Origin of the sequence: Stenotrophomonas sp. Ste96, from assembly GCF_024519495.1 — a bacterium.
GTDB lineage: Bacteria > Pseudomonadota > Gammaproteobacteria > Xanthomonadales > Xanthomonadaceae > Stenotrophomonas > Stenotrophomonas bentonitica_A.
In genome coordinates this window covers 36,193-60,816 of sequence record NZ_JALJRX010000006.1, presented here as the reverse complement: position 1 = coordinate 60,816, position 24,624 = coordinate 36,193, and the positions used below count along the sequence as shown (strand labels likewise).

22 protein-coding genes and 1 pseudogene are annotated in these 24,624 nt (G+C 57.1%); 10 read left to right on the top strand and 13 right to left on the bottom strand.

The annotated features are described in order from the left end of the window. Positions 1-536: 536 nt before the first annotated feature. A pseudogene (locus OC373_RS15230) lies at positions 537-746 on the bottom strand (ATP-binding protein); the annotation flags it as partial. Between the two features lie 236 nt (positions 747-982). On the opposite strand from OC373_RS15230, the gene OC373_RS15225 reads away from it, so the two are divergent. Genes OC373_RS15225 through OC373_RS15215 form a run of 3 tightly spaced genes read left to right on the top strand, consistent with a single transcriptional unit; the run spans position 983 to position 4,335 of the window. Continuing rightward, positions 983-1,552, top strand: coding sequence for a TnsA endonuclease N-terminal domain-containing protein (locus tag OC373_RS15225; RefSeq protein WP_315985470.1), 570 nt, complete (start codon positions 983-985; stop codon positions 1,550-1,552). A 3-nt stretch (positions 1,553-1,555) separates the two neighbouring features. Further along, positions 1,556-3,454, top strand: coding sequence for a transposase family protein (locus OC373_RS15220; protein WP_261997983.1), 1,899 nt, complete (start codon positions 1,556-1,558; stop codon positions 3,452-3,454). Continuing rightward, positions 3,454-4,335 carry a TniB family NTP-binding protein gene (locus tag OC373_RS15215; RefSeq protein WP_224328748.1) on the top strand — a complete coding sequence of 294 codons (882 nt, stop codon included), beginning with the start codon at positions 3,454-3,456 and terminating at the stop codon, positions 4,333-4,335. The genes OC373_RS15220 and OC373_RS15215 overlap by 1 nt, the downstream gene beginning before the upstream one ends. 2,553 nt (positions 4,336-6,888) lie before the next feature. On the opposite strand, the gene OC373_RS15210 is transcribed toward OC373_RS15215, so the two are convergent. Beyond that, positions 6,889-7,428, bottom strand: a complete 540-nt coding sequence (locus tag OC373_RS15210) for a hypothetical protein (RefSeq protein WP_261997982.1) — start codon at positions 7,426-7,428, stop codon at positions 6,889-6,891. A 393-nt stretch (positions 7,429-7,821) separates the two neighbouring features. After that, positions 7,822-9,102 carry a hypothetical protein gene (locus tag OC373_RS15205; protein ID WP_261997981.1) on the bottom strand — a complete coding sequence of 427 codons (1,281 nt, stop codon included), beginning with the start codon at positions 9,100-9,102 and terminating at the stop codon, positions 7,822-7,824. Between the two features lie 246 nt (positions 9,103-9,348). Here OC373_RS15205 and OC373_RS15200 point away from each other — a divergent pair, with 246 nt between their 5' ends. Beyond that, positions 9,349-9,867 (top strand): hypothetical protein, encoded by a 519-nt coding sequence (locus OC373_RS15200; RefSeq protein ID WP_261997980.1) that lies wholly within the window; start codon positions 9,349-9,351, stop codon positions 9,865-9,867. Between the two features lie 106 nt (positions 9,868-9,973). Here the strand turns inward: OC373_RS15200 and OC373_RS15195 are convergent, their stop codons facing one another. The 5 genes from OC373_RS15195 to OC373_RS15175 form a co-directional block, all read right to left on the bottom strand. After that, positions 9,974-10,933 carry an ATP-binding protein gene (locus tag OC373_RS15195; RefSeq protein WP_261997979.1) on the bottom strand — a complete coding sequence of 320 codons (960 nt, stop codon included), beginning with the start codon at positions 10,931-10,933 and terminating at the stop codon, positions 9,974-9,976. A 53-nt stretch (positions 10,934-10,986) separates the two neighbouring features. Beyond that, complete coding sequence (locus OC373_RS15190; protein WP_261997978.1) at positions 10,987-11,328, bottom strand: hypothetical protein; 342 nt, start codon at positions 11,326-11,328, stop codon at positions 10,987-10,989. Between the two features lie 57 nt (positions 11,329-11,385). Further along, positions 11,386-12,237: a hypothetical protein gene (locus OC373_RS15185; RefSeq protein ID WP_180863472.1), complete on the bottom strand. Its 852-nt coding sequence runs from the start codon at positions 12,235-12,237 to the stop codon at positions 11,386-11,388. 14 nt (positions 12,238-12,251) lie between these two features. Beyond that, complete coding sequence (locus tag OC373_RS15180) at positions 12,252-13,154, bottom strand: hypothetical protein (RefSeq protein WP_261997977.1); 903 nt, start codon at positions 13,152-13,154, stop codon at positions 12,252-12,254. Positions 13,155-13,706: 552 nt separating this feature from the next. After that, a complete protein-coding gene (locus OC373_RS15175) occupies positions 13,707-15,665 on the bottom strand; it encodes a hypothetical protein (protein ID WP_261997976.1) in 1,959 nt (652 codons plus the stop codon). Between the two features lie 877 nt (positions 15,666-16,542). On the opposite strand from OC373_RS15175, the gene OC373_RS15170 reads away from it, so the two are divergent. After that, positions 16,543-17,019, top strand: a complete 477-nt coding sequence (locus OC373_RS15170; protein ID WP_261997975.1) for an NIF family HAD-type phosphatase — start codon at positions 16,543-16,545, stop codon at positions 17,017-17,019. Positions 17,020-17,300: 281 nt separating this feature from the next. Here OC373_RS15170 and OC373_RS15165 read toward each other — a convergent pair whose 3' ends face one another. Next, on the bottom strand, positions 17,301-17,708 hold the full coding sequence (locus OC373_RS15165) for a hypothetical protein (RefSeq protein WP_180863476.1): 408 nt from the start codon (positions 17,706-17,708) through the stop codon (positions 17,301-17,303). A gap of 265 nt (positions 17,709-17,973) precedes the next feature. On the opposite strand from OC373_RS15165, the gene OC373_RS15160 reads away from it, so the two are divergent. From OC373_RS15160 to OC373_RS15150, 3 genes are all read left to right on the top strand, one after another. Beyond that, positions 17,974-18,153: a hypothetical protein gene (locus tag OC373_RS15160; protein WP_049459169.1), complete on the top strand. Its 180-nt coding sequence runs from the start codon at positions 17,974-17,976 to the stop codon at positions 18,151-18,153. Between the two features lie 296 nt (positions 18,154-18,449). After that, positions 18,450-18,689: a hypothetical protein gene (locus OC373_RS15155; RefSeq protein WP_258014550.1), complete on the top strand. Its 240-nt coding sequence runs from the start codon at positions 18,450-18,452 to the stop codon at positions 18,687-18,689. A 138-nt stretch (positions 18,690-18,827) separates the two neighbouring features. Continuing rightward, positions 18,828-19,112, top strand: a complete 285-nt coding sequence (locus tag OC373_RS15150; RefSeq protein ID WP_261997974.1) for an autotransporter outer membrane beta-barrel domain-containing protein — start codon at positions 18,828-18,830, stop codon at positions 19,110-19,112. A gap of 109 nt (positions 19,113-19,221) precedes the next feature. Here the strand turns inward: OC373_RS15150 and OC373_RS15145 are convergent, their stop codons facing one another. Further along, entirely contained in the window at positions 19,222-19,827 is a 606-nt protein-coding gene (locus OC373_RS15145; RefSeq protein ID WP_261997973.1) for a hypothetical protein, read from the bottom strand. Positions 19,828-20,201: 374 nt separating this feature from the next. Continuing rightward, entirely contained in the window at positions 20,202-20,462 is a 261-nt protein-coding gene (locus OC373_RS15140; RefSeq protein WP_261997972.1) for a hypothetical protein, read from the bottom strand. Between the two features lie 196 nt (positions 20,463-20,658). Here OC373_RS15140 and OC373_RS15135 point away from each other — a divergent pair, with 196 nt between their 5' ends. After that, positions 20,659-21,135, top strand: a complete 477-nt coding sequence (locus OC373_RS15135) for a hypothetical protein (RefSeq protein WP_180863480.1) — start codon at positions 20,659-20,661, stop codon at positions 21,133-21,135. A 187-nt stretch (positions 21,136-21,322) separates the two neighbouring features. Here the strand turns inward: OC373_RS15135 and OC373_RS15130 are convergent, their stop codons facing one another. After that, positions 21,323-21,526 (bottom strand): helix-turn-helix transcriptional regulator, encoded by a 204-nt coding sequence (locus OC373_RS15130; protein ID WP_261997971.1) that lies wholly within the window; start codon positions 21,524-21,526, stop codon positions 21,323-21,325. A gap of 10 nt (positions 21,527-21,536) precedes the next feature. Here OC373_RS15130 and OC373_RS15125 point away from each other — a divergent pair, with 10 nt between their 5' ends. Beyond that, positions 21,537-22,436: a S41 family peptidase gene (locus OC373_RS15125; RefSeq protein ID WP_261997970.1), complete on the top strand. Its 900-nt coding sequence runs from the start codon at positions 21,537-21,539 to the stop codon at positions 22,434-22,436. Between the two features lie 264 nt (positions 22,437-22,700). On the opposite strand, the gene OC373_RS15120 is transcribed toward OC373_RS15125, so the two are convergent. Continuing rightward, positions 22,701-24,227, bottom strand: a complete 1,527-nt coding sequence (locus tag OC373_RS15120; RefSeq protein ID WP_261997969.1) for a hypothetical protein — start codon at positions 24,225-24,227, stop codon at positions 22,701-22,703. Between the last annotated feature and the right edge of the window lie 397 nt (positions 24,228-24,624).

Sequence of the window (24,624 nt, the reverse complement as noted above, 5' to 3'; positions counted from 1 at the left end):
CGTGATTGCTTCCCAGGGCTGGGCACCCAACTCTACGCCGATCCGGAACGCACTCAGCCACTCGGACGCCAGCGCCTCGCGTACGGTAGCGGAGTCTTGCAGGATCCGCTCAGCGGCGTTGGAGCCACCAACTTCAACTATGAGGTTCGACAGGATGCGCATCGCTAGTAGTCTCCGCTATGAGAAGCCGTCCGTTGGAAGTAGTTACGATCATCGACGCGTCAGAACACGAGCTCAGGCGCGGGTCTACCCGCTTAGAGGGACCTCCTCCAATAAAGCGTTAAATGCTACCCCTGCCATCGGTCGTCTCACGTTGTCGTCTTAGCTGTCCGGTGTCTATCGTGTCAGCCTACTGGTACGCGGCCTGATGACGTCGCTAATTCAAGCCTGGGCTACCTCTCGGCGCCGCCTGCGTATACAACCAGAGCGTGGTCCTAGACCAAGTTCCCAACCAAGTGATCTGAATGTCTCTTAGATAGGCCCCCAATGTCACGACACTGTGTCACGTCAGGTGTAGCAAGCAGCAACTTCATGTCATAGGTACAAGGGCAGGGGTTCATCGCCGCAACCAGCTGGAACCGCGCGGGAAAGCGCTCGGTCCTTGCCGCGCGGCTGACCACGGCCACCCCGGATTCGATCGGCTCGCGCATGACCTCGAGCGCGTGCCGGCTCCACTCCGGGAGTTCGTCCAGGAACAAGACCCCGTTGTGTGCCAACGAGATCTCGCCTGGCCTGGGATGCGAGCCGCTGTCACTTCTAGCTAGATCATAGACACGTCTCGCGAAAAAGGGCCGGTTAGCGCCCTAGAATCAGGCGTTCCTCGTCTATGCTCAACACCAGAGAGCTCGACTACACACATCAAATAACGAGACTGCATTGCAGGGCACATCAAATGAGCAGACTGCGTACCCATTCCCCCGTTCGAAAACTGAAAAATAGCCACCGGGCCCTTACCGGAAAGGTCAATTTGGAAGGTGGCGGGATGGCAGGCTTCGAGTCCTCACTGGAGCGGGACCTGCTTCTCATCCTGGATTTTGATCGGACAGTGATGTCCGTAAAGGAGCAGCCTTTTTCCCTTACGTACATTCATGAGGCTTCAGTGCGTCGCTACACCCCCGACGTGATGGCCGAGTACGATCGAGATGTCCTCTCAACGGTCGTATTTGAGGTCAAACCGATCGAGAAGCTGCGGGCTGATTGGGTGTCTTTGCGCCCGGGCTTCAAGGCGGCGGTGGCCCACTGTCGCCTGCGGGACTGGCAGTTCAAGATCGTCACTGAGCTGCATATCCGCACGCCCTACCTGGCAAACGTGAAGTTCCTGAGGCGCTATCGGGATCTGGCACCTCTTCTACTGCGGCAAGCGCAGTTGAGGTACACCGCCACCGCAGTGGGTCCCACAACACCCCAAGGCCTGCTCGCAGCCGCCTATTGGCCGAAGGAAGAGCAAGCGCAAGCGATTCCCGCGCTTTGGCAGATGGTAGCCGCGGGCGAGTTCGATATCGATTTGACCAAGCCGCTCAGCATGCGGATGCCGATTCAGTTGGTGGAGTAAGACATGGTCTCCTCAAATTTCATCAACATCTCGCCTGGCGTAGAGGTCATGGTTGGCCAGCGCCGGTACCGGATTACCCGTTCCTTGGACATCAACAGTGTCTTGGCCGAAGACGTCGAGACCGACAAGGTTGCCAGGCTTCGAATCGAGACTATGTCCCGAGTTCTGGAAGTGGAAGACGGGGATGAGACACCCAACTTCCCCGTTCACCACTTCTCGGATGATCTATGGGCAGTGGCGCAACGGCGTTTTGAAGCAATCAAGCCCCTTCTGGACAATCCTCGCCGCAGCAGGTCATCAGTTGCCGCAGCGGCGTTGAGTGCCGGCGTCAACACTTCCACGCTTTACAAGTGGCTGGCGCTCTATCACGACCATCAGCACGTAGCGGCCTTGGTCCCCACTCGACGCGGACGGAATAGGGGTACACGCTTTCTGCAGGCGGACCAGGAGTTAGTGATCGCCTCGGTTATCGAGGACTTCTACCTCCAGAAGCAGAAGCCGAGCCCGAAGTCGGTCGTGGATGAGGTGATGCGCCGCTGCCGCGTGGCCAAGATTGATCCGCCGCATCCCAACACTGTTCGCAATCGCATTGCCGATATCCGACCAGCTACAGCACTCCGTCGCCGTGGCCAGAAGGACAAGGCGCGTGACAAGTACGAGCCCATCCGAGGTTCCTTCCCTGGTGCTGACTTTCCTCTGGCAGTGGTCCAGATCGACCACACGCCGTTGGACGTGATGGTCGTCGACGAGGAGCACCGCAAACCCATCGGCCGTCCATACCTCACTTTGGCCATTGACGTATTCAGTCGAGCCGTTGTTGGTCTGTACGTCACCCTGGACGCACCCTCTGCAACGTCAGTCGCGATGTGTATATCGCATGCGATGAACACGAAGAATGAGTATCTACGCGAACTAGGTGTAGAGGGAGACTGGCCCGTGTGGGGTCAGATCGGAACCCTGCATGCTGACAACGCTAGGGAGTTCAAGTGTAAGGCGGTGAACAGGGGCTGCGAGGCCAACGAGATCATCATGCAGTGGCGGCCGGTCAAGAAGCCAAACTATGGCGGTCACATTGAGCGCTATATGGGGGTAGTTGCCACTGAAATGAAGAAAGTGCCGGGGGCAACATTCTCCAACATCCAGGAGAAGGGCAACTATGACTCCGAGAAGGAGGCGAGCTTGACCCTGAGGGAAGTGGAGCACTACTTGGTGAACTTTATCGTCAACAACTATCACCAATGCGTGCACAGTCAGCTCGACGCAGCCCCCATCAAGGTTTGGGAGGGCGCGATCTTGGGCGATGAGAAGCCTGGTGTGGGTCGAATGCTGCCGGCGGATCCAGATCGGGTTCGTATGGACTTCCTTCCCTACTTCCAAGTCACGGTGCAGCGGTACGGCGTGCGGATTGAGAATGTCTTCTACTATGACCCGATTCTTGATCGCCACATTGGGGCGACGGATGAGGACAACCCGAAGCTGAAACGCAAGTTCATCTTCGCAAGAGATCCTCGAAACATCAGCGAGATCTATTTCTTGGATCCAAATTCCGAAAGATACATTGCTGTTCCCTATCGAAACATGGCTCATCCGGCGATCTCTGCCGGCGAACTACGTGAAGCAAAGAAGCGAATCAAGGCTGAAGGTAAGGATGCTGTAGACGAGGAACGCATCTTCCAGAGCATTGAGAGCAATCGAAAGTTGGTCGAAGAGTCCAAAGCCAAATCCAAGGCTGCTCGCCGCCAAGCGGCGAAAGCTCCAAAGGCAAAGCCCAGTTCGATTGCATCCCAGTCCGCGCAAAGCTCGCAAGCCACGCCGCCGCCGCACCAGTCAGCAGCGAAGGCCCCTGACCGCAACATCTTCTCGCAGCCGCTCGAAGTCCTTGAAATTGGAGAGATCAACTGATGAGTAGCTATCCCCATCTGCATGATCAGGTCGCTGCTTACATGGGCGCATCCAACGAGGAACGCATCGCAGTTGCACGTAAAGATCGTTGGATTGGCTACCCGAAGGCAATGACTGTGCTGGATGAGTTGGATCAACTCATCGTGTACCCCTCCACACAGCGGCCGCCGTGCAGGCTGATTGTGGCTCGAGGCGACAATGGCAAGACGGCACTCCTCCGGCAGTTCCAGTTGCGCCATCCAGCCGTACAACTGGGCGACGGGGGTACTAGCCTCCCGGTGCTCCGGATCAACATGCCTGCTCAGCCGGACCTATCCCAACTATGGTCAGAGGTGCTCACTCGCTGTGCGACTACTCACCGTAGAGGCGACCCGGCCAGCGCCAAGTACACCATGGTGGTCTCCGTCCTTCGCGTACTGAAGGTTCGAGTGCTCGCAATCGATGAGTTCAATGACGTCGCTCTTGCCAGGAAGGGAACGTCGGATGTTCTGGCAGGCATCCGTAAGCTCAGCAATGAGCTGAATCTAAGTATTGTTGCCGCCGGCACGGAGGCGGCAGTTCATGCTTTGGCCTTCGATGCCCAAATGCGATCGCGATTCAGCGCCTTGTCCATGCCCAAGTGGGCCATGGACTTGCCGTATCTGAACTTCCTCAACACCTATGAGCGCCTGCTCCCCCTGGCCAAGCCCTCTGGGCTGGCGGGAGAGACGCTGGCGCCGGTCTTGCATTCCGCGGGCGGGGAGGCCATTGGTGGGACCGTGACTCTGCTTCGTAGCGCAGCAGCCATGGCGATCAGGTCTGGCGAAGAGAGGATCACTATCGAGATAATCAGGGCCGCCCAAGAGAGCGCTTCTCATGCTAGCGCTCTAGCCGAGATCTGATCATGCGCATCGTCTGGCCGCCGCATGTGCCAGACGAACTGCTTTCCAGCTACTTGGCTCGACTCGCAATCGACTACGGAATCTCGTCTCACAAGCTCATGGCGCTCCATGCGCCTGGCTTTCAGGTCTGGACCAGGGATGTTGATGTCTGCGCCTCCGAAGCCCTGTTAAAGCGGCTGACGTATCCGTCAGGAAGATCTCTACAGATGCTCAATGGACTCACCCTTGGCGAATGGAATGCAGTGACACGGCGCACCTGCGATCCGCCCCAAGGGGTCTACCACTGGATCAACAGCATGGGCGTGTATCACCGGACTCGCCTCAGACACGGTCTAACTTTCTGCCCGGAGTGCTTGGAGGAAAATGGAGCGTATCTACGCCAGTGGCGACTGTCATTCTGGACCGTTTGCCCGCTGCACCAAAGGGTTCTGCAGGATGCATGCCCCTATTGCGGGGCGGTGGTTCAACCCCATCGACATGGATTTGATCTTCGTAGATGTTGGTACTGCAATCGATTCCTAACTACTTCCGCCACGGCAGCAATGCGCGCTTTGCCCCTGCAGTCATTCCTCTTCAGATGCCTGATGGATCCCAGCAACGAAGTTGAGTTCAACGGTCATTGCTGTTCTGGGGCTGAGGTGCTTTGGGGGAGCGATGTACTTCTCCAATCACTCAAGCCGGTCTGCAGGTCGATGGGGATGGGGCCAGAGCGGGGGCTGAGGATCGAACTGCGCAGGGTGCCGGATCGTCACGCCGACATGGAGTTGCTCTCGCACCTGCTCGGTCTTGGACCCGCTGGCCTGGTAGCGATGGGTGAGTCTATGGGAGTGACCCAGAGGTGCTTTCGCCAACAGATGCCCCCCTGGATAAAGCGGTTAGCGGAGCAGCTTTCTGCGGGACGCGTCAATCGCGGGCCGATATCCAATCGGGCCGAGTTGAGGTTCGCAGGTGAGGCTCAGCGAAAGCGCGTCAGTGGATGGCGCGAGATGAGAGCAGATGTGTTGTTCAAGATGATTGGAAGAAGCAATGAGTACAGATAAACAGGGGCGCCGAACCTGCGATGGCTGTTACGCCCCGATGATCAATGCCCATAAGCTGTACAAGGTTAGCGAGTACTGCGGGACATGCTATAGCAGTCAATTCGTGAGTTGCAGTTGCCCAACATGCAGCGGGACAGTGGTGTATCACGCGTCAGAGCCACAAGCACCATCCTGTGATGCTTGTCTTCGTAACCAGAGGCGCTGTATCAGGTGTGACAGGCCCGCGCCCGAAGCGCGCATCATCCGGGATACCACGCCTGGCCCCGACGGTGGATCACCCATCACTTATGAGCATTTCGTGTGCCCATCGTGCTTCCCGTACACCACGCCCGAGATTCAATGCCCCATCTGCAAGCGGTCAAGTCAGCGTCTGGCAGGTGCTGCACACCTGCCAGACAACCTAAAGGCCTGCCCATCGTGTTTGAACAAGCACACGCATGCCACCTGCGTGCGATGCCGGAGGTACAGGAAGGTGGTCTCGGTCACTGAAGAGGGTAGGCCACTGTGTATCGGATGTGGCGGTGACCAGCCAGCCGAGCACACATGTCCAGACTGTGGTTCAACGGTTAAGGGCGCCGGAGCGGCCCGCTGTGATTCATGCTCGATCGCCGCACGCCTCAGGCGAGAAGTTGCGCTGTGCGCGGCAACCATTGAACGCGAGTGGGTCGCTTCCCTGTACACCGCATTTGGCGAATGGCTGCTCGCGAGGAACGTGGCTACTGGCGGACTTCCCAAGAAAGCTGTCCAAGCTGCACCATTCTTTCGTGCCATCGACCTGGATGCTGGCACCCATCAGCCGATAGTAGCGGCCGATCTGCTCCGTCTATTCGACTCCAAGCAACTGAGGGCCAATCTGAACGTGACCCGCTTCATCTGTAAGCGCTACGGGTTCCAGATTGACGAGAATGCTCGTGCCCGAGCTCGTGACATCGCGCTGATCGAACTTGGTCTGGAGGAGAGTGCATCCAAACCCTGGGCCAGATATCTGACTGATTACAGGACATGGCTGGCAGGTAAGCCAACTCGGACCCAGGCCCAGTATCTGAGGACGGCACAGGCGTTCTGTGAGGCCGGCGATCTCGGAGGCCCCTTTGCGCAAGAGCATCTAGTGAGGTACTTGGATTCGGCACCTGGCTCGCGCGCCAACCTGAGCGTCTGGGTCGGATTCGTTCGGGCGCGTTACGGATGGGCTGTGACTATGCCCCCAAAGGTCGCCAAGAGGGCAAGCCTTAGGCGGGATGCGCAGACACTGATGGATCTACTGCCACGGGTACGCGTTCCAGGCACTGCCTCGGATGAGGACCTGGCTGCGACCATCGCCCTCGCTTACGGGTTTGAGTTGAGCACCCTACGTCGCCAGGTAACTGGGGTGACGGATGTAGGAGACTTGATCACCAGAGACGGAATCGTCGAGGTGAAAATGGAGCTGAGGGGTGTTGTTGCCGAGTGGTCGAGGCGCGCGTTCTAGAGTTGTTTTCTGGAAGGACACGAGAGCCAGCCTGGATAGGCCGGCTCATGCTTCTGGAGGCAGGTCGTCCGGATGGGGAGGTAGGCCGAGCAACTGCCGGGCATCTGCACTCAATGGATTGGCGATGAGGTCAGCGATCTTGCGGCTGCACCAGTCATAGAACTCCGGATGATCATGCATAAGGTTCGCCTGACCTTGTTCGCTGTAGCTGACGCGGAAGCAGTAGCGTACCGGCCCAACCGTAAGCGTCGAATAGAATGACGTAGGGGCTAGGGTATCCTTGTCTCCAGTGACAATCAGCCCGCCATGTGCAGCGTAAGGTGTCGCTGAAAGCTCGTTCTGCAGACGTTTGTATGCCTCATCCAGATCAACTCTCAGTTCCACGATATTGCGATCACTAAGACCGATTGCGAAGTCCGCAAGCTCATCCTGGAACGGCGCGCCCATCTCCGCGAGATGGCAGCACATCAACTTGGCGAAGTATCTGAATACGTCTAAGTAGAGTTCCCCAGAGGCGTCCCTGAATCGAGGGTCATGCGTGACATCGGCTGGGTCATGACTACGACTGGCGAGGTGGGATGCCACGGCATGGAACTCGTCGAAGGCAAGGTCTGCCGGCCGCGTTCGAGCGCTGTTACATGGCTCGCAGACTCGCGCTTGAAAGTGATAGGCCTTTGACCTCGAACTCTGAGCGTGCCGGAACCCTCCTCCGTCGCGAGCGATCACCGCCTTCTGATCGCCAAACACAGATCGCAATGCCGATGCCTTGATTTTATGCTCTCCTGAGAGTGCCTCTGTTGATCCACACAGGCAGCAGCGATCAATGAGCGGCGGGGCATACGAGTCCATCTGTTGATCTCTGCGTAGTCGGCGGAGAGGGGAGGATGTCCTGACCCCGTCTATCAATCCCGTTCGAAACAGCGATTCAGTTCAGGTCTGAGCCCAAGTAAGACACGCTCGCAAAGTTCGGGCCGGCTGCTACCTTGCATCCGGGCGCTCGAGTTGGCGGATTCCTTTGCGATCCAGTGAGAGTTCCTGATCGCCGATCTTTAGCCGAGCCGACGCAGCGGACCCCAACAGAGCCTCGGCAAGCTGGCTGGCCGGGGTCTGCGGGTCTTCGACATCGTCTTTTGTCGATTGGAACAGACCAGTAGATAGGCGACTGGCCAAGAGTTCTGGGAACGGCTCCTTAGAGCTTTGATTCCATTCCAAGACCGTCTCGGTCAACCAGGATGCTCTCTCAATGTCCAAGCGGAACTGTTGCAACTTGAACTCGGCGTCGGCGATCCTCTGAAGCCATCGATTCAACCACTTCAAGTACCACGCACCCAAGGCGATTGCAGCCGCACCGGCCAGCAAGGAGCGCGCGGCAGAGAGCGCAAATGCAGTTGGCGGTAGAGTACTGTCGAACTTGACGGCGGTGACCGCCGCGAGTCCAAGCAAGAACACGATTCCCGCCGAGCAAACCGCGTGCACCAGAATGTACTGGGTTCGGGTCTCAGGTGAAACGCGAAAATTCAGCAGTCGCTCCTTAGTAAGGTCAAGGAGGCTGGAGCGGATCTCGCGTCTAACGTGAGTGTTGTTGCGATCGTCCAGAGTCTTCTTCAGCGAGTCCAGTTCACCTTCGCGAAGGTCTAGGGCGGCTACTCGCTCTGCATGGGCGACCTGCGCGGCTTCTCGCTCCTGACTGAGGCGCTCTTCATCCTGCTGACGAACTTGGCTGAAACGTTCCTCCCGCGCGGCTTCCCTGGCCGCGAAGTCGATCTCCAGCTTGGTCCGATGCTCCGCCGTCTCTGTGAGCAGTCTCTGAGACGCCGTCTGTAGCGCCTGTAGTACCTCGCGACCGGTAGCCAGACTCAATGGCGAGGACGGGTCGATTTCGGTCAATGGCAACTGCAGTGCTAGCTTAAGAGTTCGATCGATGGCAAGAGCAACCGGTCTCTGCTGTGGAGTTAAGCCATTGTACTGGTTGCCTCTAAACTCAATTCTGTCGTACTCGGCGGCCTGCGGGTAAGTCTTGGAGTCAGGAGGTCCAAGTCGATACCACGTCCAGGAGCATTCGGTGAAGTCAAGTTTGACCTTTATCAGCGAGAGGCTGCCCGATTCCCGGTAGGCGGCAATTTCCTCACCATGCACTTCTCCAAACTGGCCGATGAACTGAACCTCAAGTTGATTCGGGAACTCCTTCCGGACCTTCTCAACAGCCTCAATGATTGCTCTATCGTCCAGCTTCGCTATGAAAATCGAACCGTCTGACATCTCTGTCTCACTACGTCCCCTGTAATTGGCAGAACTCTATGACGGGAACCGCCCAAAATCCAGTCCGAGTGGATCGTCCGTACGGCGGAGCTCCAGCGTCGGGTTCTGACGATTTGGGCGTCCAAACGGCGGTAGTTATGTCAAATGAGGGATGTCAGAACGTACTGAGTTGGTGATATACAGGCGGTTGTCGATGCCGACATCGAGTGGCAATAAGCGCTACCTCACCGCAACTGGAGGAACGTCATGGCCCTGGCACTGCTGGAACTTACCGAAACCTCGACTGGGGACGTACTGGAGCAGTTGCTCTCGATCCCAATCGCTGAAGCGAAAAAGTGTCAACAAGCGGTGTCAGGCCGGGTGGTCAGTACCGTCCGCTTGTATGCGGAGATCGGTAGTAATCTTCTTGGTGTGACTCCGATCATCCGCTCGCGGTTGGAATGCGCCGCCATGTCCTGCCTGGACCAAGTCGCGGGGCGCCAAAGCAACGCCCTTCAGGGGGCATCCGTCACATTCACGGCACTTTGGCGGGATGGCGTACTCCAGCAACTGCAGTCTCAGTCGCTGGCAGACAGTATTGCGGTTTGGTCGCGGCAGCCGAATCCCAGAGAGGCATACGTGCTATTCGATCTTCGCAGTCTGGCGCCGACAGAAATGTCTACCGCGGAGGGCCAACTTGAGTTGCTCTACGGCCGACTGCGCGACAACGTGACCAGGCACATACAGTTCTGCCGTGGTCATCGTAGTTCACTCAGTCTAATCTGACACTGGAGCAGTTGGCTCCCGCTTGCTCTGGACGCCACTCTATCTGTTGCGTGCCGCACATATTGGTATTGCGGGATGCCACCCATGAGGAACCCGGGCCCTTCACTCAGAAGTTGCACCACTGCTCGAATGGCACCGAACTCGAGACAGGCTGACCATGGTTGGTGTACAGCGTCCACTGCAGTTCCGGCGCTCGATGTACCAAGCTGCGGAAGATTCGGTGATTGAACTCGACGACTATGGGGGGGAGGGGGGCTTGAGTGTGGAGCGAGTCGTTGTTCGACCCGAAATCCAGTGACTGCCCTGGGTGGAGAATGTAGCGATCGCCATCGAAGAAGGGGTCTCCCCACGAGAACCTGATGAAGTCGAAGCCGCCCTTATCCACTTCGCGCACAACTTTGCCGAAACGTGGGTGGGTTCGCAGTTCCGATTGTGGATACGTCAGTCCAGCGAGGCATTCCTTTGGAACATCAATGGAAATCCACCACTTCTCCATTGAAACCATACCGGTGTTCAGCAGTTCGACTCTCAGCCGGTAGACATGGTTGTCGCGATTGATGGTAATGCGTTCGAGACGAACCCGGACTTCGCAACTTGGTGATGAGCGACGAGACATCAGGTCGCGGATCTGGAAGTCCGCCATGCAGCGGGACACCGTGTTGACCCGTTGATGATAACGGTAGTCCAGGAGATTCTGGTGAGCGGTGGAAGCCTCTTCTACCTTGATGACAAGGACCCTGCCGCCATCCACTGGGAACTCGAAGACCTCAAAATCAGTGAGGCTTGGCGAAGTGTTGTCGGTAATGACCTTGGTCACCCAGTCCTTGTTGAGCTTCTTGTCAGTGACTGGACGGAGTCGTACTGCAGCCGGAATGTCATTGACCGGCTCTTCTTCAATTCCGTAGACCAAGTGCCCACCACTGGCATGCGCGAGCGCAGTGACGTCCTTGATCATCTCTGTCTTACTGTTGTTCTGAGGCGAGAGGGCATCGCCTCTCTTGAACTCCAGATACAGTGATTCCTGCACTTGGTTGTCGACCAATGACTGTACCCAGCTCAGTTCCATGTTCTCTCCTGGCCGATCACTTGTACGTGGCGCTATGTCCGATCGCGGGCCCGCTAGGCCAGCCTTGCCCAGTCCAAGAGTTCCTTGGCCCGGTCGGGGTCCTTCAATTTGACACGATACAAGGGACGAGTGGATGCAAGTTTGGTGGAGACTCGACGCAGCGCGCTTGATGGCTCATCGTCGTCCTCGTAGATGACCAGGTCATCGGGGTGATAGAGCCCAGCAGGCGGCATCTTAGCCAAGAAAACGGAGCACTTTTTGACTGTGCGTGGGTCGAAGGCGACCTCAGTTCCCGTGTCGAAGCGATAGCTGACTAGGTAGTCATTTGCGTCGCTCAGGTGATGTTTGGCATTAGGGTGTGCTTCAAGCAAATCTCTCAGATCCTTCCCTTGCAAGTACCTTCTCCTGGATGCCGGTCGGTCGGCTGTTGGTGGCTGGCCTGAATACACAGGCTAGCCATGCTCCCATTGGACGTTTCGCTTGATCTGGATGAGATTCTTGGGCGGATGAGGCCCGACGTAGAGCAGGAATAGACGGAACTGCTGATCGCGGTCGAGATGCTGGAAGTAGATGCGAGGGCATGCAATTGGCGTTGTCGCATCGCCTTCCTTAAGGTGCATGTTCGATGAACTCTTATCGATGATGCGATCTGCCTTCATGAGGTAGATGGTCGTCTTGACACCGCCGGTGGTCGCAAGATCTACACCGTGATCACCGAAGTAATTGGCCAGTCCCATCTGGATGGCACCGCGCTTCTTGCAGAACTTCTCCAAGAGTTGCGCCGAGGTTTTGAGAAATCGGTGTCTTGTGTGGTGGATTTCATCACACTTGTCCAAGGCATCCCCCAGGATCTGATAGTCGCCATACTTCTGAGCTGACCTGCGGAATTTCTCGGCGGGGGATGCCGTTGTAGTCGCCCAGCCAAGTTGCTCCACCAGCGCCTTGTACACCTCGCCAGTGAAATCGTCGTCTGCCTCTTGGCTCACAAGTCGAAGAGGCCAGCCGTTCTCGCCACGAACAGGTCGAATGATCCTGACGCCTTCATCGGCCAGCACCTGAAGTTCGGGCTTCATCTCCGGGGGGAGGGCTACGTATGGCAGAACTACGACCGTAAGGTCAGGCCAGGCTTCCTGCATGGCAAAGTTGTTCAGGTCCGCAACGCACTGGCCGTTCGGAGGACTGAATTCATAACGGTACTGCTGCTTCACAACCAAGCTCAGTTCTGGCCTCTGCCCCTGACGAGCGGCTTCCGCGATGAAGCGTGCTCTGAGATTGCTTGGTAGTCCGATTACGAAGATTGCCATCCTTGGATCTCCTGCTAGCGCTGTGCCTTCACCATGATGATCGAAGCCATGAGCGGTACCAGAGTGCTGGATATCTCTTCGTCGGTGAGGGCATCCATGAGCTTGAGCGCCCGCGCTCTGGCGGACAGGCCAGAGGTGACTGCTTCCAGCTTGGGTGTCTCAACCGCAGTCGCCTCTAAACGATTGGTAGCCGCAGGGGTGAGTGTTGCCAGGGCGATGTTGACCCTTGCTGACCACTTCTGAATCGCTTCGACCATCTTTGCAGTTCGGAACTTGGTCCACTGCTTGCCTAGCGGGCCGAGTTCCTTTGCAAAGATGGCGCTGGCGTAAGTCCTGTACGACTGTCTGAGTACTGCATGGTCCTCAGGATTGACGCCCTCAGTCTGTGCTGCAAACTCGCGCATCCAGGAGGCTTGGACGTCTGCAGCCACCGGCTCAATCTGAACCCAGTCCTGGCCCGGGCGGATGCCATCTACCGTTTCGCCGGCAGCCAAGACGTGGTGCATGACCTCGCCGGTAGTGCGATTGATGAACCTGATGCGATTGGGATCGGGGTTGGAGAATGCTATCCAGACGTCACTTCGAATTGAGGAAGGAGCCGGACGCACTGCCTCCGAGCGGGCATCAACTGTGGTTCCGCGGAGCGAGACCAGCATGTCGCCATGAGCGCTGATGTGCTGATCTAGAACGTCGGAGCAGGCATCCAAGAAATTCTTGAACCGCGGAAAGCCCATCCGCTTGTAGTCAAAGCCTCCAAGTGCCTTGGCCTCGGGGCTCTTGGCCAACCGCTGAAGGAGCCGAGCTGCAGGTTCGGGAGGCTGACCTCTCAGCATCTGCTGGAGGAGGGGTTTCCAAATGGCTACGCTTTCCACACCAAATTCCTTGTTGGATGCCAAAACGAAAAGGCCGTTACCCATAGTAAGTAACGGCCTTTCCAACATCAACGTTCATTTTTGTAAGCTAAGTTCCAACCTTCGATGACGTCGTCCGGACGAGAGAACCTAGCAGCACTCTTCCGGCCCTTGGGCGCCATAAAAGTTCCATCAGTGCAGCATCGATCGATTCGGTGCACTGACAGTCAGTCTCGGCGAGCGATGCATCACTCGAGCCGAGTGGTGGCAGTATCGGACATCGGGAACGGGGTGTCAATTTGTGACCTAGGCCCAGTTAGGGGCCGTTTGCCTGCCCAAAAAATTTGGCTGGTTTGAGAAAAATATTGAAAATTCAATAATTTGGGACGATTTCGGGCGCCTTCTTGGGCCTTGATCCGGAGCTGCCTAGCGCTAATCGACGGGCGGATCTGACCCTGAACTGACCTTTGAGTCGATCAAGCCTGACAGACTCGTTGGGGCCATGGCCCTATCGGCCACGCAAGCTCTCATCTACCTGATGCATTCGGTGGCAATGGTCGTGATCGATGGGCAGGCGCCTTAGCGGAAGGGGCGGCTTTGGTGCATGGTGCGACCAAGCTATGGTTGGGGCTGACCGTTGCCTATCGATTTCAGGAAGGCCTCCAATGGCGCCAAGCTCCACTTTTCGCTACCTGGCTTCTCCATGTAGTGAGGGTGGGTGTAGCAGACGCGTCCTTTCCTCTCAAATGCCTTGCCTAGCGAGACACCCTGAACCGATCGGATGATGCTGAGTGCAGCCTGCGTCTCTGCTCGGATAGCGAGATCGTCTGAAACGACAAACGCCGACGCAATGGACTCATTGCTCTTGTCTCTCTTGCTTCTTCTCTCGACCTCAATCCATAGGCCCGCAAGGCCATTGGGCAGCAACAGTCTGATTACAAATGCTGTGCGAGCGAGGGCTCTGTAGTGTGACTCTGCCTTCTGAAGGTACATCCAAGATCGCGTCCCCCAATCAGCTTTTCCAATGCGGACTGCCTTGCGTTCGTCCTCGCCCAGGAAGTTCCAACAAGGGTAGGCGCCAACTTGGACGCGTTGCTCGGAGTCAACGGGGGCGACGACCCGGTACTCGGCAATGGTCCCCTTCGTCTTGAGTACCTTCAGAATCGCCATCAGTTCAGTCAGCAACTCCGATGCCTCGCGTTTTTCATGAGTGCTGTGGGCGTGGCTGAGATCCTCTTGCTTACCGGCTTTTCGGCCGCCAGAAATCTCTGTGGTGGGCTCCTGACTGTCCTTCTTTCGCTTGGAACTGTACTTGAAGCTCTGATCCTTTTTGAGCCGGATGATCTTTGGCTTCGGATGGAAAGCGAAGGAGATGGAGGGCATATCAAACCCTGGCCTCCGCTCGGTTGCCTCATGCGCGTCTACCGTCGGCTTGCCATTAGGACGAGGCGATCGAGGTCTATTTCCATTGTTGTGTGGCCTAGGTCCTCCCGTATGAATGACCTTCTCACCCTCGGTGGCATCATTGACCAGGATCGTAGCGATTGCCGGTAGCCGCTTTGAGAAGGACATCTGGTGAATCGCTGTCACCAAGAAGGTCCTGCCGGCGAAACCGCCGTCTTTGCGGCGGTTCAAGAAGTAGCCAGATACGGTGCCTTGGTAAGGTCCCAAGAGCGGGTTCAACGGGATCTCGGCATTGGAGCACCAATGCGAGTCCTCGGCGCCCCAAAGGGCAGCGTCCAACTGGGCTTTCAGAATGGGCTCGTGAATGCGCTTGGCTCGGGCCTCGGCATAGTGATCAAACCGGAAGAGGGCCATCATTGGGCCATCATCCAACGTCATGCCCAGCGCAAGCACGATCTTCCAGTAGCCGCTGTGCTCATCGATGCCGGTAACGTGTCCGGCGAACTCCTGCTCGGAAATGGCCTTGGACCTGACGGTACTCCACGGCCCCGCGGTGAAGATGTCTGCAATGGTGGAATTGAAAGCGTAGAACGCCCGGAAGATCACGGTCCTGGGGATGATGTACTCAACCTGATTTCGCTCGTCACGGCTCCTCGTGTCCCTAGCCACCAGGATTCTGGAGCCGTAACTCAGTGCTTCCTGAAGGTGCAACTGGGACTGGGGAAGTGCGACAACGGCCTCGCCCGTGGAGCGCTCTCCAACTTTGGTAGACGGGAATAGCCCGCTTTCGTGGTCTTCCTCGTACTCCTTGTACAGCCTGGACTCCTCGCCGAAGGCCAAGGCATTGCCCAGCTTTCGCTGCTTCGGAATCAGCATTCCGGCATAGACGCCCCTGCCATCCTCTCCGCGGATGAAGCATTGCCCTGCAACGTAGGTTGCTAGTGACCCCGCGAAGATGGTGCTGATGAAACCCTCAGGATTTTTGTCGGAGAACAGACGCGCGATCTGACGATCATCGAGTTTGGATGGATCTGACCCCCACCCATGTGGAATGGGCGCCAAATAGCACCTGACAGACGTGGACTCCGTTCCCTTGTGTGGCTGGGTATACCCGTCGATGTGACGGATGAAGTACACGCGGGTGTCATCGGGGAAGTCGGTTAGATCAGTCATGCGGCCAGTACACGGGGTGCATCTCCATCATTAGCGGCACGCAGTCTCGTTAATTGAGTTTTCGTTCTTCATGGCCAGGATGGCCGCTCGTTCATGAGAGCCAGCGATCGGGTGGCCGTCGTCCCTTCAATGTGGGCAACTGATCTAACCAATCGGCGGTAGCATGTGCGCAGTGACTTCACAGGCTGAGCGAATGAGCATGCGACTTGTAGGCATCGATCCTGCCCTTGCTGGGCCGGCCCTGCGATCATTCAGCCAGATCGCCAACGCATGGTCCCTGAGCGCAGTTGAGCAGTGTGCAGTTCTTGGCCAGCCCGAAGATTTTGTTCTTGTATTGGCACAGACAGGGGTTGTCGAGGGACTCCAGCAGGAGACTCTCGAAAGGATTAGCTACGTTCTGGGCATCTATCGAGCGCTACACACAATCTTTCCAAACCGGACACAGGCTGATGGCTGGATCCGTCGACCCAATAAGGCAAGTATGTTCAACGGTGCCCCAGCTCTGACACTCATGTGCAGTGGAAGTGTCGAGGACCTGGCCGCGGTCCGTGAGTATCTGGAAGCTGGAGGACGGCTAGACGCCTAGCTCCTGCAGGCGAAGGGCCGGATCAGATTGAAATGCTCTGAGAGCAGATGGGCAAGGTGCTTGCGATAGAAGCCGCTGAGATCGAAGTCACCTCTTCACGCAGAGCCGCTGAGTCGGCAATGCACTCACTGAGTGTATCTGGACGCTTTGGGAGGGGGCGTACCAGTAGGCTCACGACGTGGACAGAGGGCGGCGGGTGGAACATCATTCGGAAGACCGACCAGACAATTAGTCTCAGTCTGGGCGACTGGCCACGGGTAGGGTGGATACGCCCAAATCGAGGAATACCACATGCGCCCAACTATTCTGGCTCTCGACCTAGAGGGCACCCTGATCTCCAATGCTGTCAGTCAGATCCCCCGGTCGGGACTGTACGAGTTCCTCGAGTACGCGCAGGGACAGTTCGATGAGCTTGTCATGTTTACGACAGTGGACGAAGTGCGTTTCCGTCGGATTGCCGCGTTACTGGTCTCGGAAGGCAAAGTGCCGGATTGGTTCGCCCAACTTGCTTACACGGCCTGGAGCGGTCGAACTAAGGATCTGACGTACGTGTCGCCAACTCTGGGAGAGGCCCTGCTGTTCGATGACCACGCGGCCTATGTCCATCCAGGCCAGGAGCCACTGTGGGTCGAAGTGCCATTGTTTGACTCTCCCTATCTGGCTGAGGACGAAGGTCTTCTGGTTGCGAAGCGACGCCTAGAGGAGAGAATGGTGAGCCTGGCTTTAGAGTCTTTTCCGACCGGCCGGCATGAGGATGCGCAGTCGTGAGGCTGCTGGTCATCTCCGATCTGCATCGCGAGTGTGGTCGGACGCGCCTGCGGTTGCTCGCAATCCGTTAGGCGTGGCTCTTCCCAACCTTAAGCGTAGTCGACCAGGCGTTTTCGTCGCTGGGAGAATCCGAGCCTCTATCCCAGCTTCGTTGTTGAGGTCTGAGATCGCATCAGCCGCAATCGTCTTGGCAGCTTGGTCAGGCCGCGCAATTCATTAGTTCACCAGAAGGTACCAGTACCCATGTGAAGCATTGATCCCCAGCGCGTCGCGCTTGTGCATCAGGTCAGGTCCCCCTCCAGACTAGCCAAGTAGCCTCGAGCAATCCGAGACATGGACGATCTCTCTACGAGACCGATCCTTGGTGCCATGGAGTCGAACAGATCAATACACTTCCTGAAATCTGACGAGCTCTTTCGCAGGAGAGCGAGGCTGAAGATCGCCTGTGTAGCACCGCAATGCCCTCTGAGGACCAGGTTCTCAAGGTGACGACACACTGAGAAGAACGCAGCAAGCCTCTTTGAGTTCGACATGAAGCCGATACTGGGCATAGAGTGCAAGGCGGTCTGGGCAACGGGAAGGCTCTGGTCATACATGATCGCGACCTGCACAAGGTCCTGAGCCGATGCGCCTGTCAGCATGGAGTACTCAATCAGAAATTCCCTCTTCCCAACCATCGTCTCGGTCACGACCCACTTCCTTTGTGTGAAGCTCTATAGCGTTGCATACATACAGTGTGACCGCAAAACATGTGCAACTTGTGCTCAGGACTTCCTTCGATCCCGTCGATAGGGGCGGTTGGCTGCGGTAGCTAGTGCTCTTTAGCCATCGGAAGAGGGTCTCATGACGGCGGCTGATTCCCCTTCTATGTGAATTCTGCACCGCTTGGCCCCGATCGGCTCACCAGTTTTTCTCTTGAATAAATAGACATGACAATCAAATAAGGAAACTGTCATGTCAAACAAAAAATCAAGTCGATTCCAGCCTATCTTCAAGAATTGCTTCAACGGCAACAACTTCATCCTCAGCAAGCAGCTGTCAGTCACCATTGTGCTCGGTGTCACTATCGTGGTCTCCATTGCCCTGGCGTTGACGCTTGGTGCCGGCGCGTTGGTCATCTGCGCGCTGATGTAGGGGCAGCAAAGTTCCTGCCCGGCATTGTGCAACACGAGCAACTGAGACTTCGTGGATCCCAACCAAGCTGAAGCCTGGAAGAGCCAATCAAGGCGGACTCGATCCGCCTTAGGTGGCTTGCCACCCAAAGCCAGCGTTGCGGTATGCCGAAGCGCCTTGATTTAGCCCACGTGCGTACCAAGCTCTGCTACAACTTCGACATTGGCGCCAGCCGGGCTGGGGGTGTCAATTTGAGCCTTTATCGACAAGAAAGTGAACTACGGCAATAGTGAGGCGGCCCCACACGGACCTCCGCCTTGAGCATCCTCAACGTACTGCTGCGGCCTGACCAGCTTCTTGTCGGGGTCGACACTCTGGCCGAGGACGCGCTAACTGGGGCGGCCTCCTCAGCGGCCAAGGTACTCCTGATTCCCCAGCACAACTTGGTACTGGCATCTCGAGGAACCGCGCAGTTCTTTCTACGCATCTACGAGTTGGCTTTGCAGGCCAGTTTCCGTGCTGACTTTACGATGGAGCAGTTGGGCAGGGAACTGTGACTGGTAGTCGACCCGTTGTGGCCGGCTTACGAGAAGGCAGCCCGCGCGGCTGGACTGGCCACGGAGTCGATAGGAACTGAGCTCGTCCTGGGTGGATGGTCCCCCCAGGCTGGCGATAGCGGTATCGCCTGCCGGGCAGTGTTCAGCGGCCGCGATACCTCGTTCAACGCCTGGTTCAACGTCCTCTCCGGCACCGAGTTCGACGTCGCTGGCCAGCAGGTTTCCAAGGACAACGTTCGGGTGTTCTTCGGTGCCACCTACACCGCCAGCCCCGTGTTGACCGTATACGGCAATGTCACCGCCGAGCGCGGCGGTACGGGCCAGTCGAACGCAGCAGGCAACGTAGGCTTCCGCTGGGCGGTTCTAAGCTCCGAAGCAATGCAGAAAAGAAAAGGCCCCGCAGTACGGGGCCTTTTCACCTAAGGTAAGTACCTCGGTCAGGTATTCACTGAGCTGGATGAGCTCTCGCGTGCACAGCCGCGCAGATTGGCTCTGTAGGGTTCATTCGATGCGCTTCGGAGCGGGCTAACAACTACTTCGCTCTTCGCGACAATTGCTCGTAGGAAGGCATCATGTTCCACGATTCCTCTGTGGATGCTCTCAAGACCTGCACGCGGCTTTCGTGGGCTTCAATCATGTGAATGATTTCTGCATCCCTAGCATTGACTGCGTGACGAACTTTGCCTGGTCGCTCGTCAAATTTGAGTTGGTCGGGCAAGAATAGAATTGACTTTTCACCTGAAGCAACAAATGACACGTCACGGAGCACGCTGCCGTCGGTCCAAACCATATGGCGTTCCGCTTCAACGTACAGTTGATCGGTGTACCAAATGATGTACCCACAAACGGCGCTTCCGCCATTGAGTTCAATGTATCGGAAGACATTCCCGTCGCAACTCTGTTGGCGGCTCCACGGCTCTGGCTGACACTCAAGCATCACAGGCATGTGGTCGCTCAGTGAGGCGCAGAAGTCTTTAACAATTGCATCAATTTCCGACGGAGTGGTGAGGGGATCGAACATCGCTTTGGTTCGATTAATGTATTCAATCTGTCCGATCGGTTCTTGGCGCTTCTTGCCACTCTCAATTGCGTGACTCACCCTGAACTCCTTCGATCCACGACGTTTCGCTTCGCCCATGTGTACTCCTTGGTGTGGAGGGACTGCCCCATGTTCACAACGATAGCGGCAGCATTACTGATTTCTTCAGCTTCATTGAAAAATTCGCCCAAGCAGCCCTGCCAGCACTCTGTTACTCAGTGCTGCAAATGTGACCCTAGCTGTAGGGGTTGATGCAGATAGCAAGTACATGCAACCTTTACGTCTGAGCCAAGCGTCGCATCGATGATGCGCTCACCCCGACCAGCTTGCTGACCAAGTTACAGTTGCAGAGAGTAGACCGACTCTCTCTCTAAGCGGTGGGCTCCCTTAAAAATAACGGAGCTGCATCTGTATTCCGAAGCCTGGGTGGCGGTTACTACAAGAGTTGCGCCGATCTCCAGTTGGACTGGACTTCACAGGACGATCCGGAGGTAGTCCCAATAGTGACGGAGGAGTGGAACAAGCTTCTTCTTCACGACCTCCAGTTCCTCATGGCTCGAGATCATGATCTCGAACTGGCCGACCCGCCGTGATTCCGTTACACCCTCAATCCACTGGGCATCCGAAGCCATGGCTTCCATGCGAAACTCAAATTGTTCATCGTCCGGGGCGGCGTCTGAGGCCCAATTGACATCAGCTTGGGTGGTTCTTCGGAAAGTGAATCGATGTTGCATATCGCTCCGTGTCAAGACGATCTAGATAGCTGGCAGGACCGGTGCTTATGGCAGCTGGGGCCAACAGTACATCACTGTGGTGGGCGTAAGGGGGTGTGCGCTATAGGCTGGTGACCCTCTCGGCGCCGCCACCTTCAGCGATTGCTTCGTTCATAATTGGCTGCAGAAATTCTGCGCGATAAATGGAGATAGCGTAGTGGCGAGAAAGAACAAGCGGGTACCGCGGTCGGATTTTGAGACGGGTGCGAGAGAGCTACCAAAGAGCCTCAGCTTCCTGAATGGTGAGCGCTACGTTTCGGTGATTGAAGTCACGGAGACCGGAGTGCTCAACCGGACTGTAGAGCTCAAACCGACCACCTTGAAGAAACTCATTCAGGCCAAGAGTAAGGTCAGTCAACTTGAAGTGCTGCTCGCAAAGGCAGCAGCTGAGAATTGTAGATTGCAGCACGATCTTGATCGTGCAAATGCGGCGTTGAGAGATGCGGAGCTGCGGGAGAGTAAGATAAGAAGCGTGGCTGACGTGCTGAAGCAGAAGGTGGACGCAATGCCTGAAGTTTTGCCTACAGAGCGTAGCCCCAAGAGCCACCACGACAGGATCAATGAGGTCGGGGGGATGAGGGGCTACGTGCGCGGGGCTAATGGCGGGGCTCCTGGGCTCGGCAAGCGTAGGTAGTTCGGCGGATCAGGTTGCATTCCCGGTAGGGCACACCCTTTTCGCTCTTGGGGAAACAGGCGAAAAGGGGAGTGTCCCGCTTTGGGGCCAGCCCTTCCACGTGCGATCTTTGAAGCCGGCGGGCAGTCTTACCTATGTAGATGGCGCTTCTCGCGAGCGTCCTCGCTGGATCTCAACCTGCCACTGCCTAGTGCTGCTTTTTCTCTAGTAATTCGGCTGTAGAGAACAGCTGGGCCAACGAGATGCATAGCCCTCGAGCGACCCGACTCAGGGTGCTGACTGTTGGGTTCTTGGTGCCCCGCTCGAGAGCGCTGTAGTACGCCCGATGCATCCCTATGCTGTCAGCGAAGCTCTCCTGACTGATGCGGAGGCGACTCCGAACTTCCCGCATAGCGCGGCCAATGGCCCTGCACGCCGAACAGCTCACCCTGACGTCGGCGGCAGTGGAGAAAACCAGTGTATCCGCCTACGCCATGCTGGCGCACGCGCTGCCCCTCATTCGCGCGAAGGCGTTGAATACGGGAAACGTCGACTGGCCCGCCGAAGAGGCGGCGCTACTCACGGACGATCAGAAGGAGCTTCCCGCGCAGGAGGCATATGCGGGGTTGCGTAGGGTGCTGGACGCGCTTGCAGACCGCCACAGTCTGCTTCAAACACCGAAGGAGGCCTCGACATATCGCGCGCAGGCCGTTCGCAGCCGACCGATGGAACCCCGATCCATCACGGACATCGGATACATACTAGTGCCGGGGCTGCGCGGGATAGGAAAGGACGACAGGGGCGCGTTCACCGCGGAACTCTGCAACCGCATCGCCACCCTGGCACCGACCTCAACCAAGGGCTGGATCGTTGATCTTCGCCAGAACAACGGTGGCAACATGTGGCCCATGCTCAATGGACTGCACTCCCTGCTGGGTGACCGCGATGCAGGCGGCTTCCGAGATAGGCAGGGAAAGACGAGGAAATGGCGATCACGCGCCAGCCCTGCGTGCAGCGCCGATCTGTCCGACAGCCGCGTCGCCGTGCTGGTAGGGCCGAGGACGGCGAGTTCCGGCGAGGCCGTGGCCGTTGCCTTCAGGGCGCGACCCGGAACCCGGTTCTTCGGACAGCCAACCGCAGGGCTTGCGACGTCCAACACGACCTTCCCGCTTCCCGATGGTGGCGCGCTGTTGCTGACGACCGCGGCAATGGCTGACCGTGAGGGTACTGAGTACCCCAAGGGGATCGTGCCGGAAAGCAATGTTCGCGGGGATCAGGATGCGATCGAGATGGCGCTGGACTGGCTCCGTTCGGCGCCTTAGGTTTCGTATCGCCTTCTGATTCGATGTCCGCTCTTGGCCGTTAGCGGGCATCGGCCGGGTAGGGCGCTATGGACGCTTGTCGAAGCTGGGGGCATGGCAGTTTTCGACCGAAAGCGGACATTGGTGCGGCCGCCGCGGCAAGTGCTGGGTTCGGCTGTTTGCTGGCTCGTGCGGCGGACCTAACTGCACCAAGATCGATTCGTATCAAGGGTGAGCCTGGGTCACACCGCCCAGCGTGGGGATTATCAACCTGCAGATTCTTAACTATCCCTCTCTCGCCTGCCAGAATGCCGAGACGACGTCTTTCCTCAGGGCGTCGAGATCCCTGGCGAGCTTGTCCCGTGGCAGGAATGCGACCATCAGCGAAGCGAATGCTACCACCAGTGCGAGAACAGTCAGCCATTCCATACGGCGTTGGGCTTTGATGCTCTCGCGAACGCTGAGGACTGCAGATACTTGCTCGAAATGCTCACGTATCGAAACCTCCTCCTCGGTTAGTCGATTCGCCAGGTAATTGACTCCGCCGCGAATTTCCTCAGGCAATTCTCGCGGCTTGTCACCATCCCTCCAGCCTGGTGTGTTGAATGATGGGCAATCGTGATTGTACCAGCCCATATCTTTGGACTTCCGAGCAAGCTCCCTTGCGACTGCAGGTGATCCCAGTGTTCTATCGAAGAATTGGCTGATCTCGTGCAGCGAGCGCTTGACGCTACGTCGACCTGATCGTGCCTTCTTTAGGTTCTCGCGCGTAACGTTGATGTCGCGCAGTTGCTCCTTCAGATATTCGAGCGTCGATGCATGAATGAGAATTCCCTGAAGTTCCTCGTGGCACACATAGAGAACGGCATTCATGGTCTTGCCGCCGTAGAACTTCACCCTCTCCTCGGGGAAGGCCGCGACATCCAAGGCAGTCAGGATATGCAACCCTTCCTCTTCCGCCCTGAATCCTCCCATCGATAGCTGAAGCCCAGGCAAGTCCTTGTAGGTCCATGTTTCATGCCGAGAAACATTGGCCAATGCCCAGCGCCAGTTAGGAAATCCGTTGTTTGGCGAATGCTCTGGTTCATGAAAGATTGGCCCGCTCTGGGAGGTCAGCAATTCCATTGTTGGAAACCTCTCGCGGCGATTCAGTCCGCTGAAGAAGCCTGGAATGTGCTGCCCGAACCAGTTCCCGACCATGCGGCGAAGGTCCCTCCGGGCTACCTCGATAGCTTCGCGCTTCTGGTTCTCTGGGCCTATGGATTCGATCCATCGGCGAGACCGAAAGCTGCGCCGGCGGTAGGTCGTGCGGTCCCGGTTGAGCTCTGTCGCATAGCGCTGGGCCAAGGACTCATCCAGCTCGAATCCCACGACCATCGCAGTGAGGGACGAGGTGATCTGATGGACACGAACCATCAACGACTCCACTCCCGGCGGCAGCGTTGCGAAGTTGTGGATCAATGAGGTGTTGCTGCGACGTTCTTTTCCTAGCACCGACCCCACGTTCAACCAAGCCTCTGCACCAAAGGACCGCCTCTCGCGGACCCACCTCAGCACGCTGTCCTTCTCGTTCCAGGCACCCGCGCCTTTCCAGCCAAGCTTTTCCAGTCCGCTATACAGGCCCTCTACTTCCGCTGATCCATAGAGTTCGACGCCCCAGATCACGTTTACCCTGAGATCCAGCTCGAGCGGCACGCGGATGCGTTCGTTCTGCTTCCGGTCGTGGTCGCGTTCGTAGTCACGATGCGACCGGTATGGACCCGGGATCAGATTGGGCAGAAGCCAGTGGGCTTGCCAGTGCAGTTGTCGCAACCACTTCCGCTTGGGGGAACCATTGGATGGGGGAAGCCCCGACGGACTATTCGTAGGATCGTTCTTGGATAAGAGATTAGGTTGTTCGGATTCTGTCGGGGTGGCCATGTTCGACGGGCTAGCTCAGGCGAAAGGGTGAAACTGCCTTGACACGATGCCCTATCAGTATCCGAGACGCCCTTGGAGCAGGCAAGCTGGAGCTATTTGGCTATGGCCCCAGCTGCACCGTAGCCAGCGTTTCCCGGAACCTTGCATCAATGGCAGGAATCGGAGATTAGACTTGGCGGCGTCTGCAACGAATCTGAGAAGATCTTAAGGGAGACCACATTGTGGTGGCCTCCCGATGTTTGGAGTTCAGTGCTAAGCCCGCTGAGCAGTTAGGTCAAGAAGGACCGCT

Bases quoted from the DNA above. Each gene is read 5' to 3' on its own strand.
- OC373_RS15180 (WP_261997977.1), bottom strand. From the start codon at position 13,154: ATGGGTAACGGCCTTTTCGTTTTGGCATCCAACAAGGAATTTGGTGTG.
- OC373_RS15195 (WP_261997979.1), bottom strand. From the start codon at position 10,933: ATGGAACTGAGCTGGGTACAGTCATTGGTCGACAACCAAGTGCAGGAA.
- OC373_RS15175 (WP_261997976.1), bottom strand. From the start codon at position 15,665: ATGACTGATCTAACCGACTTCCCCGATGACACCCGCGTGTACTTCATC.
- OC373_RS15140 (WP_261997972.1), bottom strand. From the start codon at position 20,462: ATGCAACATCGATTCACTTTCCGAAGAACCACCCAAGCTGATGTCAAT.
- OC373_RS15205 (WP_261997981.1), bottom strand. From the start codon at position 9,102: ATGTCAGACGGTTCGATTTTCATAGCGAAGCTGGACGATAGAGCAATC.
- OC373_RS15145 (WP_261997973.1), bottom strand. From the start codon at position 19,827: ATGGGCGAAGCGAAACGTCGTGGATCGAAGGAGTTCAGGGTGAGTCAC.
- OC373_RS15225 (WP_315985470.1), top strand. From the start codon at position 983: ATGGCAGGCTTCGAGTCCTCACTGGAGCGGGACCTGCTTCTCATCCTG.
- OC373_RS15125 (WP_261997970.1), top strand. From the start codon at position 21,537: ATGGCCCTGCACGCCGAACAGCTCACCCTGACGTCGGCGGCAGTGGAG.
- OC373_RS15200 (WP_261997980.1), top strand. From the start codon at position 9,349: ATGGCCCTGGCACTGCTGGAACTTACCGAAACCTCGACTGGGGACGTA.
- OC373_RS15215 (WP_224328748.1), top strand. From the start codon at position 3,454: ATGAGTAGCTATCCCCATCTGCATGATCAGGTCGCTGCTTACATGGGC.
- OC373_RS15185 (WP_180863472.1), bottom strand. From the start codon at position 12,237: ATGGCAATCTTCGTAATCGGACTACCAAGCAATCTCAGAGCACGCTTC.
- OC373_RS15130 (WP_261997971.1), bottom strand. From the start codon at position 21,526: ATGCGGGAAGTTCGGAGTCGCCTCCGCATCAGTCAGGAGAGCTTCGCT.
- OC373_RS15160 (WP_049459169.1), top strand. From the start codon at position 17,974: ATGTCAAACAAAAAATCAAGTCGATTCCAGCCTATCTTCAAGAATTGC.
- OC373_RS15170 (WP_261997975.1), top strand. From the start codon at position 16,543: ATGCGCCCAACTATTCTGGCTCTCGACCTAGAGGGCACCCTGATCTCC.
- OC373_RS15220 (WP_261997983.1), top strand. From the start codon at position 1,556: ATGGTCTCCTCAAATTTCATCAACATCTCGCCTGGCGTAGAGGTCATG.